The organism is Stenotrophomonas sp. LC732, from assembly GCF_052446685.1.
GTDB classification, from domain to species: Bacteria; Pseudomonadota; Gammaproteobacteria; order Xanthomonadales; family Xanthomonadaceae; genus Stenotrophomonas; species Stenotrophomonas muris.
The window spans coordinates 3,447,891-3,463,890 of sequence record NZ_CP199214.1 but is presented as its reverse complement, the minus strand read 5'-3'; the positions used below and the strand labels follow the sequence as shown (position 1 = coordinate 3,463,890).

The following is a 16,000-nucleotide window of genomic DNA, read 5'->3' as shown; positions in this document are numbered from 1 at the left end:
TCCAGGCGTAGCCGTCGATGATCACACCATCTGCCGGCGCTGGGTCTCTTCCAGGGCAGGCTCCGCCTGCTGCGGCGAGGCGGCCAGCTGCTTGTCCAACTGATGAATCTGCCGCAGCGACTCCGCAACGGGTGGCTGAAGGGCCGTTTCAATGTTGATGTGGGCACGCAGATGGCCCGGGTCATCCAAGGCTCCTTGAATGACGAAGATGTTCTCCGGCCTTGGGGGCTGACCAGCCGGCAAGCCCAATACCACATGGTCGATCCGTTCCAGACCTTGTGCCCGGGCAAGTTGGGTGAGGCTGGCCGCCATGCGTTGGCTGGCTTCATCAGATGCGCGACCCAGCGATGCGTCCAGCGCGTGGACGCCGGCGAGTGCCTGCTGGTGAAGTGATGCCGAGGCATCGCTCAGCGATGGGATGCTGGTTTCCGGCCGTTCGGTTGCCGGTTGCGGCTGCGAAGGACTGGTGGGCCGCACGCGCTCTGCCTTACGAATGGACTCGATCAGCTGCCGCGGTGTATCGGTGAACAGCAGTTCGCCTGCATCCAGGGACTGCCCGGTAACCTTGTTCACGGTACTGGTCGCCCACGATGCGCAGGTATTGCCATATGACCAGGTGACATTTTCGCCCAAGGCCTGGTCAAGTCGCTTGACCTGCTCGGGAGTCAATTCGTAATAGCGTGAGGCCGAAGGTGTGGCCCGGGCTTCCATGCCTTCGCGGATGTCCGAACCTGGGCCATTGTCCTCAACGAGTGGATGGTTGTCTGGCCACAGGCCATGGAACGTCGTATGGCCGTTTCGCGTCACCGAGATCCAGGCGTGGCCGTCCACGAACTGATTGAACGACCCCTGTGTATTGGGGTCTACGTGACTATGGATGCCGAGGACGACCTTGTCGCTCATGGGATGCCCTTACGGAAAAATCTGTGTTTCGCCATCGGCGTACAGCATCACCACGCGCGGCGCCATCAAGGGAATTTCCTGACGGGCCGGGCCAGCAGGTCCGGGCTTCACGTCGCGCCGCAGCATGGTTGTGCATTGGCCGGATATGGGGCAGCGATCAACAACGACTTTCATGGTGTCCCCTTCCACGACATAGCTCATCCCTGCCGCGTAATACATGCTTTCCATCGGTTCATTGAACTGGACCTGGAGCTTCGACGCGGAGAGCTGGGTGACGACGACCGGCTCAAGGCTCGATTTGGAATAGCTGGGTTTCACGTGATCTCCTGAACACCCTGACAGGGGGGCCGCCAGCGCAACCCACGCGAGCGCAGCGTACACATGGCGGCGAGTGATGCAGGCTCTCGTCACGGAGCGGCTCCTTCGTTGGTCCGCTGATTATGCACGGGACGACCTATGAGGCGCGTGCAACAGCGCACAGCCTGGAAACCGGGTGCAGGAGCTGGCAACGGTATACGGTCAGGGCCGCGCCTGCCCCGAGGCCGCGGGCGGGTGTGTGGAGCAGCGCCGGGCAGGGCCCGGCGCACCCATTACCCCTTACCAGGTGTACTTGATCCGCCCGTACACATACGCGCCGTTGAAGCCGAACGGCGAGTAGTTGCTGTACGGCAGCATGCCGAAGGTGGAGTTCTGCAGGTCTTCGGTGCGGTCCGGGTACTTGTCCAGCAGGTTGTCGGCACCCACGGTCAGGGTCCAGTTGCTGCTGGGCTTGTAGCTGGCCGAGGCATCCACCACCCAGGCGTCGCCGTAGGTCTGGTCACGCAGCGCGGTGGCCGAGTTGCGCACGGTGAATTTGCCGTAGCGGGTGGCGGCCAGGCCCAGCTCCCAGTGGTCCGAACGCCAGGTGCCGCTCAGGATCGCCTTGTCGCGCGGGTAGCTGTCCTCGATGCGACCGATCTCATCACGGCCGATCAGCGACTGGGTCAGGCCCAGCGTGCCGAACACCGGCGGGGTGCCGCCAACGCGGCGCACTTCGGTGTCGTTGTAGCTGTATGCCGCGGTCAGCTCCAGGCTGCTGGCGCTGAACGGTACCGTGTAGCTGGAGACGAAGTCGACACCGCGGGTGCGCGTATCCAGGCCGTTGGTGAAGTAGGAGAACGCGGTCACCTGCGGCAGGCCCAGGGTGCCCAGCAGCGCGCTGGTCGCGGCATTGGTGGTGATGCTCGACGACAGCGCGATGCGGTCATCGATGTCGATCTGGTAGGCATCGACGGTGATGTACAGGCGGTCGACCGGCTGCAGCACCAGGCCCAGGCTGTAGGAGGTGGAGGTCTCGGCCTTCAGCGGCGAGGCGCCCAGCGCCTGCGCGGCCTGGCTGGTGGTCGGGAAGGTGCCGCGCTCGACGAATACGCCATTGAGGAACTGGCTGGTCACCGCTTGGTAGCCCTGCTGCGCCAGTGAGGGCGCGCGGAAACCACTGGAGGCGGTGGCCCGCAGCGCCACCTTGTCGGTGAACGCGTAGCGCGCCGACAGCTTGCCCGAGAAGCGGTCGCCGAAGTCCGAATAGTCTTCGTAGCGGCCGGTGATGCCGGCCGAGAACTTGTCGGTCAGGTCCGCTTCCAGGCCGGCATAGACCGCGTAGTTGTGGCGGTCGGCATGCACTTCATTGGTCGGGGTGAAGCCGCCGAAGCCCTGCGCGCCACTGCCCGTGTACGAGTTCAGTTCGCCCGGGTTCTGGTCCCACTTCTCCTTGCGGTACTCACCGCCGAAGGACAGCGTGACCGGGTAGGCCAGGCCCCAGTCCAGCGACTTGGTCAGGTCGGCATTGAAGATGTCCTGCTGGTACTTCAGCGTGCCGTCGTAGAACGAGCGCGGGCTGGTCGCACCCAGGCTGTAGTTGATGCTGTTGCGGGTGTGGAAGTCCAGGGTGTTCTCGCCGTGGTTCAGGCTCAGGTCCCAGGTCCAGCCGTTGTCGGTGTTGCCCTTGACCCCGGCCACCAGCGAGCGGTCCTTGGAATACTGGTTGATCTCCGGCACGTAGCCGTCCGGGTAGGTCTGCGCCAGCAGCGCGCTCTGCCCGCTGTGGTTGCGCGAACGGTAGAACGCGAACGAGGTGATGTCGCGGTTGCTGAGCAACGCGCTGGCGTAGCCGGTCACGTGGTCGCTGAAATCGAAGCTGGCGTTGGCCGACGCAGCGGTGGCATCCACGCGCGGGTCGCCGACGATGAAGGTCTTCTGGCCGATGCTGGGGAAGTTGCCGGTATTCGGGGTGGTACCGCGGTACGGGCCGGCGCGGTTGCTCTCGTCCTGCTGGCTGATCTGGCCGGCCACATGCACGCGGCCACGGCCGTTGCCGAACTCGACGCCGGTGTCGCCGGACAGCTGGTACTTGTTGCCGTCGCCGGCCGAGTACTGGCCGTAGTCCACTGCCAGGCTGCCGCCACTGCCGCTGCCCTTGAGCACGATGTTGATGACGCCGGCGATGGCATCCGAGCCGTACTGCGCCGACGCGCCGTCGCGCAGCACTTCCACGCGCTCGATGGCGGCGATCGGGATCGCGTTGATGTCCACCGCCGACGAACCACGGCCGATGCTGCCGTTGACGTTGATCAGCGCCGAGGTGTGGCGGCGCTTGCCGTTGACCAGCACCAGCACCTGGTCCGGCGACAGGCCGCGCAGCTGCGCCGGGCGCACGCCGCTGGTGCCGTCGGTCAGCGCCGGGCGCGGGAAGTTCAGCGAGGGCAGGGCGCGCGACAGTGCGGTGGCCAGTTCACTGGTACCGGTGGACTGCAGCACTTCGGGGGTGATGATGTCGATCGGCGACTGCGATTCGGCGACCGTGCGGTCGGCCACGCGGGTGCCGGTGACGATCACCGTGTCCAGGGTGTTGGCGGCGGTGCCGGCCTGCTGTGCAGCGGCGACGAACGGAGAGCCACCGAGTGCGACAGCGACGGCGGCGGCGATCAGGCGGGTCTTGCGGGTCATCGGGATGGGCTCCGGTTGGCGGGGGCGGCACCGGAATCGACATCACGAGCGTGAGGCGGACGGCGGTTGTTGCGGTGCGCAATACAGCAATTAACGGGATATTCAGTGCCTGTCAAATGCCAGGCGTCAGAAAAAACGTTGCAGCAGCAACCATTTAGCCCGGATCAGCGCTGGCAGGAAGGGACCCCGGGACGCGCGCGGCGGGGACGTGGGAGAGAGGAACGTCGGCCACTGCGCATCCCGGGACGCGTCAAGTATTCGTTAACGCTAGAATTGCGTCGCAGGAACAGTGCTCACCAGCACATTCCATCCGGTTATATGGACCCCTCCCCCGATGATCTCCCTTCGTAATTTCGCCTTGCGCCGCGGCGAGCGGCTGCTGTTGTCCAATGTCGACCTGACCCTGCACGCCGGTTACCGGGTAGGTGTGGTCGGCCGCAACGGTGCTGGCAAGTCCAGCCTGTTCGCGGCGGTGAAGGGCGAGCTGGAGGCCGACAAGGGTGACGTCGACCTGCCCGGCAAGGTGCGCATCGCCAGCGTGGCCCAGGAAACCCCGTCGCTGCCGGATCCGGCGCTGAGCTTCGTGCTGGGCGGCGATACCGAGGTGGCCGCGGTGCTGGCCGAAGAGGCCGAGGCGACCGCGCGCGAAGACTGGGAGGCGGTGGCCAACGCGCACACCAAGATGGCCGAGATGGGGGCCTACGACGCCGAAGCGCGTGCCGGCAAGCTGCTGCACGGCCTCGGCTTCCCTGCCGAGACGCACCACCGTGCGGTGTCCTCGTTCTCCGGCGGCTGGCGCGTGCGCCTGAATCTGGCCCGCGCGCTGATGATGCCCAGCGACCTGCTGCTGCTCGACGAACCGACCAACCACCTGGATCTGGACGCGGTGTACTGGCTGGAACAGTGGCTGCTGAAGTACCCGGGCACCCTGCTGCTGATCTCGCATGACCGCGAGTTCCTCGACAACGTGGCCACCCACACCCTGCACCTGCATGGCGGCGGCGCCAAGCTCTACCCGGGCGGCTACACCGATTTCGAGCGCCAGCGCGCCGAACAGCTGCGCCAGCAGCAGATCGCGCATGAAAAGGAACAGGCCGAGCGCGCCCACCTGCAGAGCTTCATCGACCGCTTCAAGGCGCAGGCCAGCAAGGCCGCGCAGGCGCAGAGCCGCATGAAGCGCCTGGCCAAGCTGGCCGGCACCGAAGCGGTGCGCGCCGAGCGTGAGTTCCGCATCGAGTTCGCGCCGCCGGCGAAGCTGCCGTTCTCGCTGATCCGCCTGAACCACGTCGAGGCCGGCTACGGCAAGGACGCGGTGATCCTGCATAACGTCGGCTTCGGCCTGGAAGCGGGCCAGCGCATCGGCCTGCTCGGCCCGAACGGTGCCGGTAAGACCACCCTGGTGAAGACCCTGGTGGGCGAGCTGGCGCCGATCGTTGGCGAGCGCATGGCGCATCCGGACCTGAAGATCGGCTACTTCGCCCAGCACACGGTGGAGTCGCTGCACGAAGGCCAGTCGCCGATGGAGCACTTCCGCGAGATCGCCCCGGACGCACCGAACCAGTCGTTCCGCGATTTCCTCGGCAAGTGGAACTTCCCGGGCGACCGTGCATTCGAGCCGGTCGATGGGTTCTCCGGTGGCGAACGCGCCCGCCTGGCGCTGGCGCTGATCGCCTGGCAGCAGCCGAACGTGCTGCTGCTGGACGAACCGACCAACCACCTTGACCTGGAAATGCGCGAAGCACTGGCCGAAGCGCTGGCCACCTTCGAAGGCGCGATCGTGATGGTCTCGCATGACCGCCACCTGATCGGCCTGGTCTGCGATACCTATTGGCGCGTGGCCGATGGTGTGGTCGAACCGTTCGATGGCGACCTGGACGCGTATGCCGCGTGGCTGCGCACCCGCCCGCAGGCGCAGGGCACCAAGGCGCGCATGGAGCAGGTGGAAGAGCCGGTGGTGGTCAAGACCGCACCGGTGGCGCAGGTGGTGCAGAAGAAGCCGGTGAACCCACACAAGCTGGCGGCTGCCGAGGCCAAGGTGGCCGAACTGGAGGGCGCGCTGGCCGAGCTCGACCGCCAGCTGGCCGACCCGGCCAACTATGCCGATGCCACCCGCATGGCGGTGATCGGCCGCGACCGCGAAACCACCGCCGCGCAGCTGGAGAAGGCCGAAGCGGCGTGGATGGAGCTGCTGGAGTCCTGATCACGCAAAAAAAAAGTGGACGGAGGGGATTAAGTCGTTTGTGCCACAAACGACTTAATCCCCTCCGTCCCCTTTTTTGTTACGTGCCCTGCGCCTGCAGCCACTCGCGGAAGCGCTTGGCCGGTTCGCGCTCGGCGCGCGAGCGCAGCCGCGTCAGCCAGTAGCGGCCCAGCTCCAAGGTGGTGCCGAAGGGCTGCAGCAGGCGGCCTTCGGCCAGTTCCTGCTCGAACATGCGCAAGGGCAGCAAGGCCACACCGGCGCCCCCGGCGGCGGCCATCGCCACCGTCAGTGAGGAATCGAACACCGGCCCGCGGGCTTCCACGCCGCTCACCCCGGCCGCCTGCAACCAGCGCGGCCATTCGTCGCTGCGGTAGGAACGCAACAACGGCAGTGTGGCGAGGTCGCGCGGTTGCTTCAGCCGCCGCGCCAATGCGGGGGCGCACAGCGGTGCGAAGGGCGCATCGAGGATTGCCGTGCAGGCCTGGCCCTGCCAGTCGCCATCGCCGAAGCGGATCGCCAGGTCCAGCCCTTCGCCGGCCAGGTCGATACGGTTGTTGTGGGTCTGCAGGCGCAGCTCGATGTCCGGGTGCGCGGCTTCGAACGCCGCCAGCCGTGGCAGCAGCCAGCCGGTGGCGAAGGTACCGACCACGCCCAGCGTCAGCACCTCGCGTGCCGGGCCACCGGTATAGCGCGCGATGCTGGCGGAAATGCGCTCGAACGCTTCGTTGAGCACCGGGTACAGCGCTGCCCCTTCATCGGTGAGCGCCACGCCGCGCGGCAGGCGATGGAACAGGCGGATGCCGAGCCGGTCTTCCAGGCCCCGGATCTGGTGGCTCAGTGCGGCCTGGCTGACGCACAGCTCCAGCGCGGCTCGGGTGAAGTTCTGGTGGCGGGCGGCCGCCTCGAACGCACGCAGCGCGTTCAGTGGCAGGGTGGGGTGCAGCATCGGAGAGCCGTGAGCCAGGGGGATGGCTGATCCTACCCGTTCAATGAGGAATTTCGTAAATCTCAAACATTTGATCGCGTCAGGCATGAGTTCAACTTATGGCTTGCCTTGATTTTTCGCGCTGGTCGGCTGCAGGGGAGGCGCCAATAATCGAGCGGTCACCAGGAGAACCCCTATGCTCGCCCGTCGCCGATTCCTGCAGTTCAGTGGTGCTGCCGTTGCGTCCTCGCTGCTTGCCCCGGCGCTGGCGCAACCGGTTTCCGCCTCGTCTGGCATACCCGCCGCGAACGCCGCCATTGCCGGCGCCGCCGATTTCGCCGCGCTGGAGAAAGCCAGCGGTGGCCGCCTGGGTGTCACCGTGCTGAACACCGGCAACGGCCGTCGCATCGGCGGGCATCGGCAGGATGAGCGCTTCCCGATGTGCAGCACGTTCAAGTCGATGCTGGTCGCCCATGTGCTGAGCCTTGCCGATGCAGGCCGCGTTTCGCTCGACACCCGTGTGCCCATCGCCGGGAAGGATCTGCTGTCCTACGCTCCGGTGGCGCGCCGCCACGTGGGCAAGGATCTGACCGTGCGCGACCTGTGCCGGGGCACGCTGACCACCAGCGACAACACGGCGGCCAACCTGCTGCTGGAGGTGGTGGGCGGGCCGTCGGCGCTGACGGCATTCCTGCGCGGGCAGGGCGACAGCATTACCCGCAATGACCGCAACGAGCCGGACGTGAATCTGTTCGCGAAGGGAGACCCGCGCGATACCACCAGCCCGGCCGCGATGGCCACCAGCCTGGCCCGCTTCGCGGTGGGCAATGGCCTGCAGCCTGCATCGCGCCGGCAGTTCGCCGATTGGCTCATCGACAACCAGACCGGCGATGCCTGCCTGCGCGCCGGGCTGGGCAAGCGCTGGCGGGTGGGGGACAAGACCGGCAGCAACGGTGATGACACGCGCAACGACATCGCCGTGCTGTGGCCGCATGCGGGCGGCGCGGCGTGGGTGGTCACCGCCTATCTGCAGGGCGCATCGGTCGATGACGACCAGCGCGCAGCAGTGCTTGCACGGGTGGGGGCGCTGGCCGATGCGATGATCGGATGAGGTAACCGGGGTCATTGGGAAATGGCTTGCCGGATCGGTCGGGCACGCGCATCCTGCGCGCGTTCGAACCCCACGGAAGACCCCGATGAGCCATGAGTTGATCTACCTGCTGCTGATCTTCGCGCTGCTGGTGATCCCGCGCGCACTGCAGCGCTTCAGCCTGCCGGCGCCGTTGACCTGCCTGCTGTTCGGCATCATCGGCATGCTCTGGCTGGGCGACCAGGCACACGACGCGGTGATCGGCCTGCTGGCCACGCTGGGCATTTCCTCGCTGTTCCTGTTCGCGGGCCTGGAAGTGGATCTGCAGGCGCTGCGGCGTGGCATGTGGCCGCTGCTGGCGCACCTGGTGATCCGTACCGGCACGCTGTTCGGCGTGGGCTGGCTGGCCTGGCGCTATGCGGGGCTGCCATGGCAGGCCGCTGGGCTGCTGGCGCTGGCGCTGCTGACGCCCTCCACCGGCTTCATCATGGATTCGCTGTCGCGGCTGGGCCTGAGCGAGGACGAGAGGTTCTGGGTCACCAGCAAGGCCATCGCCGGCGAACTGCTGGCGCTGGCGGCGTTGTTCATCGTGCTGCAGGCCGGCGACCCGGGCCACATGGCGCTGTCCAGCCTGGCCCTGCTGGCGATGATGATCGGCCTGCCGCTGCTGTTCATCGCGCTGGGCCGCTGGGTGGCGCCGCACGCGCCGGGCTCGGAGTTCTCGCTGCTGGTGATGGTCGGCATGGTGGCGGCGTACATCACCTATCTGCTGGGCGTGTATTACCTCGTGGGCGCGTTCATCGCCGGCCTGGTCGCGCGCCTGCTGCACCAGCGCATGCCGCTGCTGGCCTCGCACGAGAACCTGCACGCGCTGCGCCTGTTCGCCTCGTTCTTCGTGCCATTCTATTTCTTCAATGCCGGCACCAAGGTGCCCAGCGAAGCCCTCAGTTTCGAGGCGCTGGGGCTGGGCATCGTGATCACCCTGGTGGTGCTGCCGCTGCGCATCGGCGTGGTCTGGCTGCAGCGCCGGGTGATGTTCGGCGAGAGCTTCCGCAGCAGCCTGCGCGTCTCGCTGGCGCTGGCCCCGACCCTGATCTTCACCCTGGTGCTGGCGGCGATCATGCGCGAGCGTTTCCAGATTCCGGCGGTGCTGTTCGGCGCGCTGCTGCTGTACGCCGCACTGACCACACTGTTGCCGTCGCTGGTGTTCCGCACACCCTTCGACGTCGATCCGGTGGAGCAGGAGCCGGCGGGCGAGGGCGAGTCCGCGCCGGTAGCGGCCACCGAGACGCGGCCGGAACCTCACATCGCCGAACGCTGACCGGTTGCCGCGCGCGGTTTGCGCCCGTCGGCCATGGCCGTTAGGGTTGGGGCATGAAACTGCCTGCCGTTGTCACCGCTTCCGCCCTCCTGCTCAGCCTCGCTGCCTGCTCGCAGCGTTCCGATACGGTCGCGCATGATCTGGCGACCGCACCGGCCGATGCCTTCATGGCTGCCATCGCCGCGCATTGCGGCCAGGCCTATGAGGGCCGGGTGGTGGAGGACACGCCGGCACCGACCGGCAAGGACCCGTTCGCCGGCCAGCGCCTGGTCATGCATGTGCGCGGCTGTGCCGACCCCGCCCATGAACTTCGGATTCCCTTCCATGTGGGGGATGACCATTCGCGCACCTGGGTGCTGACCCGCACCGAAAACGGCCTGCGCCTGAAACACGATCATCGCCACGAAGACGGTAGCCCCGACGCGATCACCCTCTATGGCGGCGACAGCACGCCACCGGGCACCGCCGAGCGCCAGCGGTTCCCAGCCGACTCCGATTCGGTGGCGATGTTCCGTCGTGCCGACATGCTGGCCTCCACGCACAACACCTGGGCGATGGAGATCGACCCCGACCAGACTTTCGTCTACGAACTGACGCGCCCGGAAGGCCGCCGTTTCCGCGTGAAGTTCGACCTGAGCAAGCCGGTCGAACTGCCGCCCGCACCGTGGGGCGACGAGAAGGCGCCGGCACCCTGATCTTCGGGTCGGATCCCTCCTGCGGAGGGTCCGACCCGGTCACTGCATGAACCCACGGGTCAGAGCCCTGGCCGTCGGCCAGGGATCCGACCCCGGGGCTCAGCGCGCGCTGAAGCGTGCACGGCAGCCGTTGCTCACCCACACCTGGCCGCGTGCATAGCCCCAGCTGCGGCCTTCCTGGCAGGCACTGCCGGACAGCTGCTGCTGCAGCACCGGCCGGCCCTGGCGCTCATCCCAGTCGCAGTTCTGCGTGCGGTTGTTGTTGCTGCTGCAGGTGATCGAATAATTGCTGTTGCCGCCGCCCCAGCCACCGCCGCCGCCCCAGCCGCGGGCCTCGGCGAACTCGGCGCGGCAGCCGTTGCTGACCCAGACCGCGCCGTTGCGCACGCCCCAGGTGCGTCCTTCGTCGCAGGGGCTGCCGGACAGCTGGCGGACCAGGCGGGCGTTGCGCCAGCCGACCGGGCAGCTGCGCTCACGGTTGCTCTGGCTCTCGCAGCGGATGGTTTCGCCGGGACGGCCGTTGTTGCCGCCCCAGCCACCGCCATTGCCACCGCCCCAGCCGCCGCGGGCTTCAACGAACTCGGCGCGGCAGCCATTGCTGACCCAGATGCTGCCATTGCGGCTGCCCCAGGTGCGGCCCTCGTCGCAGGCGCTGCCGGACAGCTGGCGGACCAGCTGCGCATTGCGCCAGCCGGTGCTGCAGACACGTTCACGGTTGTTCTGGCTTTCGCAGCGGATCACCCCGTCCTGCGCAGCGGCCGGAGCAGAGGGCAGGGCGAGCACGGCCAGAGTGCTCAGGGTCACGGCCAGGCTGGCCAGGGACAACGATTTCATGGCGGCATCCCATACGGTGGCAGGTGCCCGACTATAGGGACCGGGGCGATCAAGCCGGCGTGACTGCCCGGATTTGCCCCGGCCGGGGCCTCGGCCGCAGAATACGAGGCTTTCCGGCCCCCATCCGGTGCCGGCGTTCTCCAGCGGAGCTTCCCCCATGCGTACCCACTTCTGCGGCCTGGTCGACGAGACCCTGATTGGCCAGACTGTCACCCTCGCCGGCTGGACCGACGTGGCCCGTAACCAGGGCGGCGTCTGCTTCATCGATCTCCGCGATCATGAAGGCATCGTGCAGGTGACCGTGGAGGTCGACAACGCCGACGTGTTCGCCGTGGCCGCGTCGCTGGGCTATGAGGACGTGCTGCAGGTGGAGGGCGTCGTGCGCGCCCGCCACGCGGTGAACGACAAGATGCGCACCGGCAAGGTGGAAGTGATCGCCACCGCCATCACCGTGCTGAACAAGGCCGCCCCGCTGCCGTTCCACGCCCACGAGAACCCGGGCGAGGAAACCCGCCTGAAGTACCGCTACCTGGACCTGCGCCGCCCCGAAATGCAGCGCATGCAGCGCACCCGCATCAAGCTGGTGCAGGCGCTGCGCCGCCACCTGGACGAAAAGGGCTTCCAGGACATCGAGACCCCGATCCTGACCAAGGCCACTCCGGAAGGCGCGCGCGACTTCCTGGTGCCGGCGCGCATGCATCCGGGCGAGTTCTACGCCCTGCCGCAGAGCCCGCAGCTGTTCAAGCAGATCCTGATGGTGGCCGGGTTCGACCGCTACTACCAGATCGCGCGCTGCTTCCGCGACGAGGCCCTGCGTGCCGACCGCCAGCTGGAATTCACCCAGCTGGACATGGAGTTCGCCTTCGTCCGCGAACGCGATGTGCAGGACTTCGTCGAGGACATGATCCGCGCCATCTTCAAGGAAGTGGTCGATGTCGAGCTGGATGCCAGCTTCCCGCGCATGACCTGGGCCGAGGCGATGCGTCGCTATGGTTCGGACAAGCCGGATCTGCGCATCGCGCTGGAACTGGTCGACGTGGCTGAACTGGTCAAGGACAGCGAGTTCCCGGTGTTCACCGGCCCGGCCAACGATGCCGAAGGCCGCGTCGCCGCGCTGCGCATCCCGGGCGGCGCGTCGCTGAGCCGCAAGCAGATCGACGAGTACGCCGCGCATGCCGCCAAGTACGGCGCCAAGGGCCTGGCCTACATCAAGATCGCCGACAACGGCGAAGTCAGCTCGCCGATCCAGAAGTTCTTCAGCGAAGAGCGCTTCGCGGCGCTGGTGGCCCATGTCGGTGCCGGCAACGGCGATATCGTGTTCTTCGGTGCCGGTGGCTACAACAAGGTCTCCGACTTCATGGGCGCGCTGCGCCTGAAGGCCGGCAAGGACTTTGGCCTGGTCGCCGACGGCTGGGCACCGCTGTGGGTCACCGACTTCCCGATGTTCGAGTGGGACGAGGAAGAACAGCGCTACGTCGCCCTGCATCACCCCTTCACCGCACCGGCCGTGGACGACATCGCCGACCTGCGCGCCAATGCCCGTACCGCCGTCTCGCGCGGTTACGACATGGTGCTCAACGGCAATGAAATCGGCGGCGGTTCGATCCGTATCCACCGTCCGGACATGCAGAGCGCGGTGTTCGAGCTGCTGGGCATCGGCGCCGAAGAGGCCCGCGCCAAGTTCGGCTTCCTGCTCGACGCGCTGAACTACGGCGCGCCGCCGCACGGTGGCATCGCCTTCGGCATCGACCGCATCGCCGCGCTGATGGCCGGAACCGAGTCGATCCGCGACGTCATCCCGTTCCCGAAGACCACCGGTGCACAGGATCTGATGACCGACGCGCCGTCGCCGATCGTCGACGCGCAGCTGGCCGAAGTGCACATCCAGGTTCGCCCCAAGACCAACTGATCAGGAGATCCAGGCAATGACCGAGTTTGCGTTTTCGCTGGAGTGGGAAAAGCTGGGCAATGAAGGCTCCGAGGCCACCCTGGTCACCGAGCGTGCACGCGTGTTCGGGGGGTGGCTGGTCCGCGTCGGTACCAATCCGGCCGCGATGGCCCTGACCTTCGTCGCCGACGGCGAAGGCCGTTGGGACGGTGAAGACTTCGGCGTCGAGGACTACGAGGACGACGAAGAGGAAGAAGAGTACGACGAGGACGAGGAAGGCGAGGAAGAAGAGGACGAGGACGAAGAGGAATACGAGGAAGAGGACGAGGAAGAAGAAGCGGAATCGCCTGGAAAGGCTTGACCCGCGCTTCGCCCTGACGTCAACTTCCTGCATGTATTCGATCCGCCGCGCCACTGTGGACGACGCGCCGACCCTGTCGGCGCTGGCCGCACGCACGTTCACTGAAACCTTCGGCCATCTGTACCCGCCGCAGGACCTGCAGGCCTTCCTCGAGGAGGCCTACACGGTCGAGCGCCAGCGCGTGATCCTGTCCCACCCCGATTACGCGGTGTGGCTGCTGGAACTGGATGGGGAGGCGGTCGGCCATGCCGCCGCCGGCCCCTGTGGCCTGCCGCATCCGGATGTGAAACCCGGTGACGGCGAACTCAAGCGCCTGTACCTGGTCAAGACGCAGCAGAGCTGCGGCTGGGGCAGCCGCCTGCTGGAAACCGCGCTGGCCTGGCTGGAACACGAAGGCCCGCGCACGTTGTGGCTGGGCGTGTGGTCGGAGAACTTCGGCGCGCAGCGCTTCTACGCCCGCTACGGCTTCGAGAAGGCCGGCGAGTACCTGTTCCCTGTCGGCGACACCCAGGACCTCGAATTCATCCTGCGCCGCGCGCCGCGCGCGGCCTGACGTTCACCGCCGCTTGCCGCGCGCGCGTGTTCAATCACCTCACGTTCCTGCCCCGCTGACCGCCAGGCTGTTTGCATGACTCCCCCCGTATTGCTGCTGCATGGCATCTGGAATGCCCGTGCCTGGGTCGGGCCACTGGCCTGGCGCCTGCGCGCGCGTGGTTTCCAGGTACACGCGTTCGGCTATCCCTCGGTGTTCGGTGGCCCCGATGTGGCAGTGCCGCAGTTGCTGGAACGTCTGGCCGACGCCGGGCCGTTGTCGCTGGTCGGTCACAGCCTGGGCGGACTGCTGGCACTGGAGGCGCTGCGCCGCGATCCGCAGCTGCCAGTGCAGCGCGTGGTCTGCCTGGGCTCGCCGCTGCGCGGCAGTGGTACCGCGCGCTCGTTGTCCGATCATGGCTGGGGCCTGGCGCTGGGGCGCAGCAGCGAGCTGCTGCTGGACGGCCTGCCGGACTGGCAGGGCAAGGCCGAGGTTGGCCTGATCGCCGGTTCGGTACCGCACGGGCTGGGCAGCCTGCTGGGCGCGATCGACGATGCGTCCGACGGCACCGTGGCCCTGGCCGAGACCCGCCTGCCGGGCCTGGCCGACCATTGCGTGGTGCGTACCAGCCACAGCGGCCTGGTGGTGTCGCCCGACGCCGCGCGGCAGACCGCGCATTTCCTGCGCCACGGCCACTTCGACCACAGCCGCGACGCGGCGGCGGCATAGGGGCAGGGGAGGCGGGGCCGCCTTGTAGCGCCGAGCCCATGCTCGGCTGCATTCCGTCGGGCCCATTGAGCCGAGCATTGGCCCGGCGCTACAACAATACGGGCCTAGACACGGTTGCAGCGCCCGATCAGGTAGAATCCGCGCCTTGATCCTGAAGCAGCCAGACGGTAGCACCCATGGGTAGAGGCCCCTCCATCGAAGCCCGCAAGAACGCGTCCGACGCGAAGCGCGGCAAGATTTTCACCAAGATCATCCGCGAGATCGGCGTTGCCGCGCGCGGCGGTGGAGGCGACCCCAACAACAACCCGCGCCTGCGCGTGGCGGTGGACAAGGGCCTGGCCGTGAACATGTCCAAGGACGTGATCGAGCGCGCCATCAAGAAGGCCACCGGTGAACTGGAAGGCGTCGATTACGAGGAAATCCGCTACGAGGGCTATGCCCCGGGTGGCGTGGCCGTGATCGTCGACTGCCTGACCGACAACCGCGTGCGCACCGTGGCCGACGTCCGCCATGCGTTCAGCAAGTGCGGCGGCAACATGGGCACCGAAGGCTCGGTGGCCTTCATGTTCAAGCGCCTGGGCGTGCTCAGCTTCGCCCCGGGTGCCGACGAGGAAGCCATCACCGAAGCAGCCATCGAGGCCGGCGCCGACGACATCGTGGTCTACCCCGATGACGGCTCGATCGACGTGGTCACCAGCCCTGACGCGTTCAACGCAGTCAAGGACGCAATGGTCGCCGCCGGGCATGTCGCCGACCACGCCGAGATCACCTTCCGCGCCGACAACGACATCAAGGTCGAAGGCGAGGTCGCCCTGCAGGTCAAGAAGCTGCTGGACATGCTCGAAGACCTGGACGACGTGCAGGACGTGTATTCCAACGCCGAACTCGGCGCCGACGCCTACGCCTGAGCCGTCCTCGACGGCCTGGGCGCGGGCCGTTGAACGGTCACCGCGGACAGTCATGAGCCCATACGCCTGCCAGCGCCCCCCGTTCCGCCCCGCCAGGAGCGCGGCATGACCCGCATCCTCGGCATCGACCCCGGTTCGCAGCGGACCGGGGTCGGCATCATCGATGTCGACGCCGCCGGCCGCGTCAGTTACGTGCACCACCAGCCGCTGGTGCTGCTGGGCGCCGACGACTTCCCGCAGCGCATGAAACTGCTGGTGCTGGGCCTGGCCGATCTGTGCCGCGAGTACCAGCCCAATGAAGTGGCCATCGAAAAGGTGTTCATGGCGCGCAATCCCGATTCGGCGCTGAAGCTGGGCCAGGCCCGCGGCGCGGCGATCTCGGCCGTGGTGCTGCGCGACTTGCCGGTGCACGAATACGCCGCCAGCGAGATCAAGCTCGCGGTGGTCGGGCGCGGTGGCGCCGAAAAGCAACAGGTTCAACACATGGTCGGGCTCATGCTCAACCTGAAAACCAAGCTGCAGGCCGACGCGGCCGACGCGTTGGCGGTGGCGATCACCCATGCCCACGTACGGGCGACGGCCAACCGCCTGGGGCTCAGTGCCCGCCAGGCGTGGGGCCGCAAATGAGG

At 67.3% G+C, this 16,000-nt stretch carries 15 protein-coding genes; 10 read left to right on the top strand and 5 right to left on the bottom strand.

Annotation, left to right across the window (positions count from 1 at the left end; translation table 11 throughout):
• Window positions 1–21 precede the first annotated feature (21 nt).
• The 3 genes from ACT6SE_RS16535 to ACT6SE_RS16525 all read right to left on the bottom strand — a co-directional run bounded on the left by ACT6SE_RS16535 (window position 22) and on the right by ACT6SE_RS16525 (window position 3,888).
• Window positions 22–903: an XVIPCD domain-containing protein gene (locus ACT6SE_RS16535; protein WP_052728166.1), complete on the bottom strand. Its 882-nt coding sequence runs from the start codon at window positions 901–903 to the stop codon at window positions 22–24.
• A gap of 9 nt (window positions 904–912) precedes the next feature.
• The gene (locus ACT6SE_RS16530) at window positions 913–1,221 is read right to left on the bottom strand and encodes a hypothetical protein (RefSeq protein ID WP_005418535.1); all 309 of its coding nucleotides are present in this window, start codon (window positions 1,219–1,221) and stop codon (window positions 913–915) included.
• Between the two features lie 279 nt (window positions 1,222–1,500).
• The gene (locus tag ACT6SE_RS16525) at window positions 1,501–3,888 is read right to left on the bottom strand and encodes a TonB-dependent receptor plug domain-containing protein (RefSeq protein WP_046432169.1); all 2,388 of its coding nucleotides are present in this window, start codon (window positions 3,886–3,888) and stop codon (window positions 1,501–1,503) included.
• Between the two features lie 334 nt (window positions 3,889–4,222).
• Here ACT6SE_RS16525 and ACT6SE_RS16520 point away from each other — a divergent pair, with 334 nt between their 5' ends.
• Window positions 4,223–6,088 (top strand): ABC-F family ATP-binding cassette domain-containing protein, encoded by a 1,866-nt coding sequence (locus ACT6SE_RS16520; RefSeq protein WP_014648175.1) that lies wholly within the window; start codon window positions 4,223–4,225, stop codon window positions 6,086–6,088.
• Between the two features lie 79 nt (window positions 6,089–6,167).
• On the opposite strand, the gene ampR is transcribed toward ACT6SE_RS16520, so the two are convergent.
• Entirely contained in the window at window positions 6,168–7,034 is an 867-nt protein-coding gene (ampR, locus tag ACT6SE_RS16515) for a LysR family transcriptional regulator AmpR (protein WP_046432167.1), read from the bottom strand.
• Between the two features lie 175 nt (window positions 7,035–7,209).
• On the opposite strand from ampR, the gene blaL2 reads away from it, so the two are divergent.
• The 3 genes from blaL2 (at window position 7,210) to ACT6SE_RS16500 (ending at window position 10,119) form a co-directional block, all read left to right on the top strand.
• The gene (gene blaL2, locus ACT6SE_RS16510; RefSeq protein ID WP_046432165.1) at window positions 7,210–8,124 is read left to right on the top strand and encodes a L2 family extended-spectrum class A beta-lactamase; all 915 of its coding nucleotides are present in this window, start codon (window positions 7,210–7,212) and stop codon (window positions 8,122–8,124) included.
• A gap of 85 nt (window positions 8,125–8,209) precedes the next feature.
• Complete coding sequence (locus tag ACT6SE_RS16505; protein ID WP_032958940.1) at window positions 8,210–9,424, top strand: cation:proton antiporter; 1,215 nt, start codon at window positions 8,210–8,212, stop codon at window positions 9,422–9,424.
• Between the two features lie 53 nt (window positions 9,425–9,477).
• Window positions 9,478–10,119: a hypothetical protein gene (locus ACT6SE_RS16500; RefSeq protein WP_014648171.1), complete on the top strand. Its 642-nt coding sequence runs from the start codon at window positions 9,478–9,480 to the stop codon at window positions 10,117–10,119.
• Window positions 10,120–10,218: 99 nt separating this feature from the next.
• Here ACT6SE_RS16500 and ACT6SE_RS16495 read toward each other — a convergent pair whose 3' ends face one another.
• Complete coding sequence (locus tag ACT6SE_RS16495; RefSeq protein WP_032958942.1) at window positions 10,219–10,953, bottom strand: DUF3011 domain-containing protein; 735 nt, start codon at window positions 10,951–10,953, stop codon at window positions 10,219–10,221.
• A 157-nt stretch (window positions 10,954–11,110) separates the two neighbouring features.
• Between ACT6SE_RS16495 and aspS the strand changes: the two genes are divergently transcribed.
• The 6 genes from aspS to ruvC all read left to right on the top strand — a co-directional run bounded on the left by aspS (window position 11,111) and on the right by ruvC (window position 15,998).
• Complete coding sequence (aspS, locus tag ACT6SE_RS16490) at window positions 11,111–12,862, top strand: aspartate--tRNA ligase (RefSeq protein WP_046432163.1); 1,752 nt, start codon at window positions 11,111–11,113, stop codon at window positions 12,860–12,862.
• A 16-nt stretch (window positions 12,863–12,878) separates the two neighbouring features.
• A complete protein-coding gene (locus tag ACT6SE_RS16485) occupies window positions 12,879–13,202 on the top strand; it encodes a hypothetical protein (RefSeq protein ID WP_014648168.1) in 324 nt (107 codons plus the stop codon).
• 31 nt (window positions 13,203–13,233) lie between these two features.
• The gene (locus tag ACT6SE_RS16480) at window positions 13,234–13,755 is read left to right on the top strand and encodes a GNAT family N-acetyltransferase (RefSeq protein WP_014648167.1); all 522 of its coding nucleotides are present in this window, start codon (window positions 13,234–13,236) and stop codon (window positions 13,753–13,755) included.
• 75 nt (window positions 13,756–13,830) lie between these two features.
• A complete protein-coding gene (locus tag ACT6SE_RS16475; RefSeq protein WP_032958946.1) occupies window positions 13,831–14,463 on the top strand; it encodes an esterase/lipase family protein in 633 nt (210 codons plus the stop codon).
• A gap of 176 nt (window positions 14,464–14,639) precedes the next feature.
• A complete protein-coding gene (locus tag ACT6SE_RS16470) occupies window positions 14,640–15,371 on the top strand; it encodes a YebC/PmpR family DNA-binding transcriptional regulator (protein ID WP_014648165.1) in 732 nt (243 codons plus the stop codon).
• Window positions 15,372–15,476: 105 nt separating this feature from the next.
• Window positions 15,477–15,998, top strand: coding sequence for a crossover junction endodeoxyribonuclease RuvC (ruvC, locus tag ACT6SE_RS16465; RefSeq protein WP_014648164.1), 522 nt, complete (start codon window positions 15,477–15,479; stop codon window positions 15,996–15,998).
• The last annotated feature ends 2 nt before the right edge of the window (window positions 15,999–16,000 follow it).

What these genes read in the sequence shown, in the direction of transcription:
- ACT6SE_RS16535 (WP_052728166.1), bottom strand. Translation starts at nt 903, where the DNA reads ATGAGCGACAAGGTCGTCCTCGGCATCCATAGTCACGTAGACCCCAAT.
- ACT6SE_RS16525 (WP_046432169.1), bottom strand. Translation starts at nt 3,888, where the DNA reads ATGACCCGCAAGACCCGCCTGATCGCCGCCGCCGTCGCTGTCGCACTC.
- ACT6SE_RS16520 (WP_014648175.1), top strand. Translation starts at nt 4,223, where the DNA reads ATGATCTCCCTTCGTAATTTCGCCTTGCGCCGCGGCGAGCGGCTGCTG.
- ampR (WP_046432167.1), bottom strand. Translation starts at nt 7,034, where the DNA reads ATGCTGCACCCCACCCTGCCACTGAACGCGCTGCGTGCGTTCGAGGCG.
- blaL2 (WP_046432165.1), top strand. Translation starts at nt 7,210, where the DNA reads ATGCTCGCCCGTCGCCGATTCCTGCAGTTCAGTGGTGCTGCCGTTGCG.
- ACT6SE_RS16505 (WP_032958940.1), top strand. Translation starts at nt 8,210, where the DNA reads ATGAGCCATGAGTTGATCTACCTGCTGCTGATCTTCGCGCTGCTGGTG.
- ACT6SE_RS16500 (WP_014648171.1), top strand. Translation starts at nt 9,478, where the DNA reads ATGAAACTGCCTGCCGTTGTCACCGCTTCCGCCCTCCTGCTCAGCCTC.
- ACT6SE_RS16495 (WP_032958942.1), bottom strand. Translation starts at nt 10,953, where the DNA reads ATGAAATCGTTGTCCCTGGCCAGCCTGGCCGTGACCCTGAGCACTCTG.
- aspS (WP_046432163.1), top strand. Translation starts at nt 11,111, where the DNA reads ATGCGTACCCACTTCTGCGGCCTGGTCGACGAGACCCTGATTGGCCAG.
- ACT6SE_RS16485 (WP_014648168.1), top strand. Translation starts at nt 12,879, where the DNA reads ATGACCGAGTTTGCGTTTTCGCTGGAGTGGGAAAAGCTGGGCAATGAA.
- ACT6SE_RS16480 (WP_014648167.1), top strand. Translation starts at nt 13,234, where the DNA reads ATGTATTCGATCCGCCGCGCCACTGTGGACGACGCGCCGACCCTGTCG.
- ACT6SE_RS16475 (WP_032958946.1), top strand. Translation starts at nt 13,831, where the DNA reads ATGACTCCCCCCGTATTGCTGCTGCATGGCATCTGGAATGCCCGTGCC.
- ACT6SE_RS16470 (WP_014648165.1), top strand. Translation starts at nt 14,640, where the DNA reads ATGGGTAGAGGCCCCTCCATCGAAGCCCGCAAGAACGCGTCCGACGCG.
- ruvC (WP_014648164.1), top strand. Translation starts at nt 15,477, where the DNA reads ATGACCCGCATCCTCGGCATCGACCCCGGTTCGCAGCGGACCGGGGTC.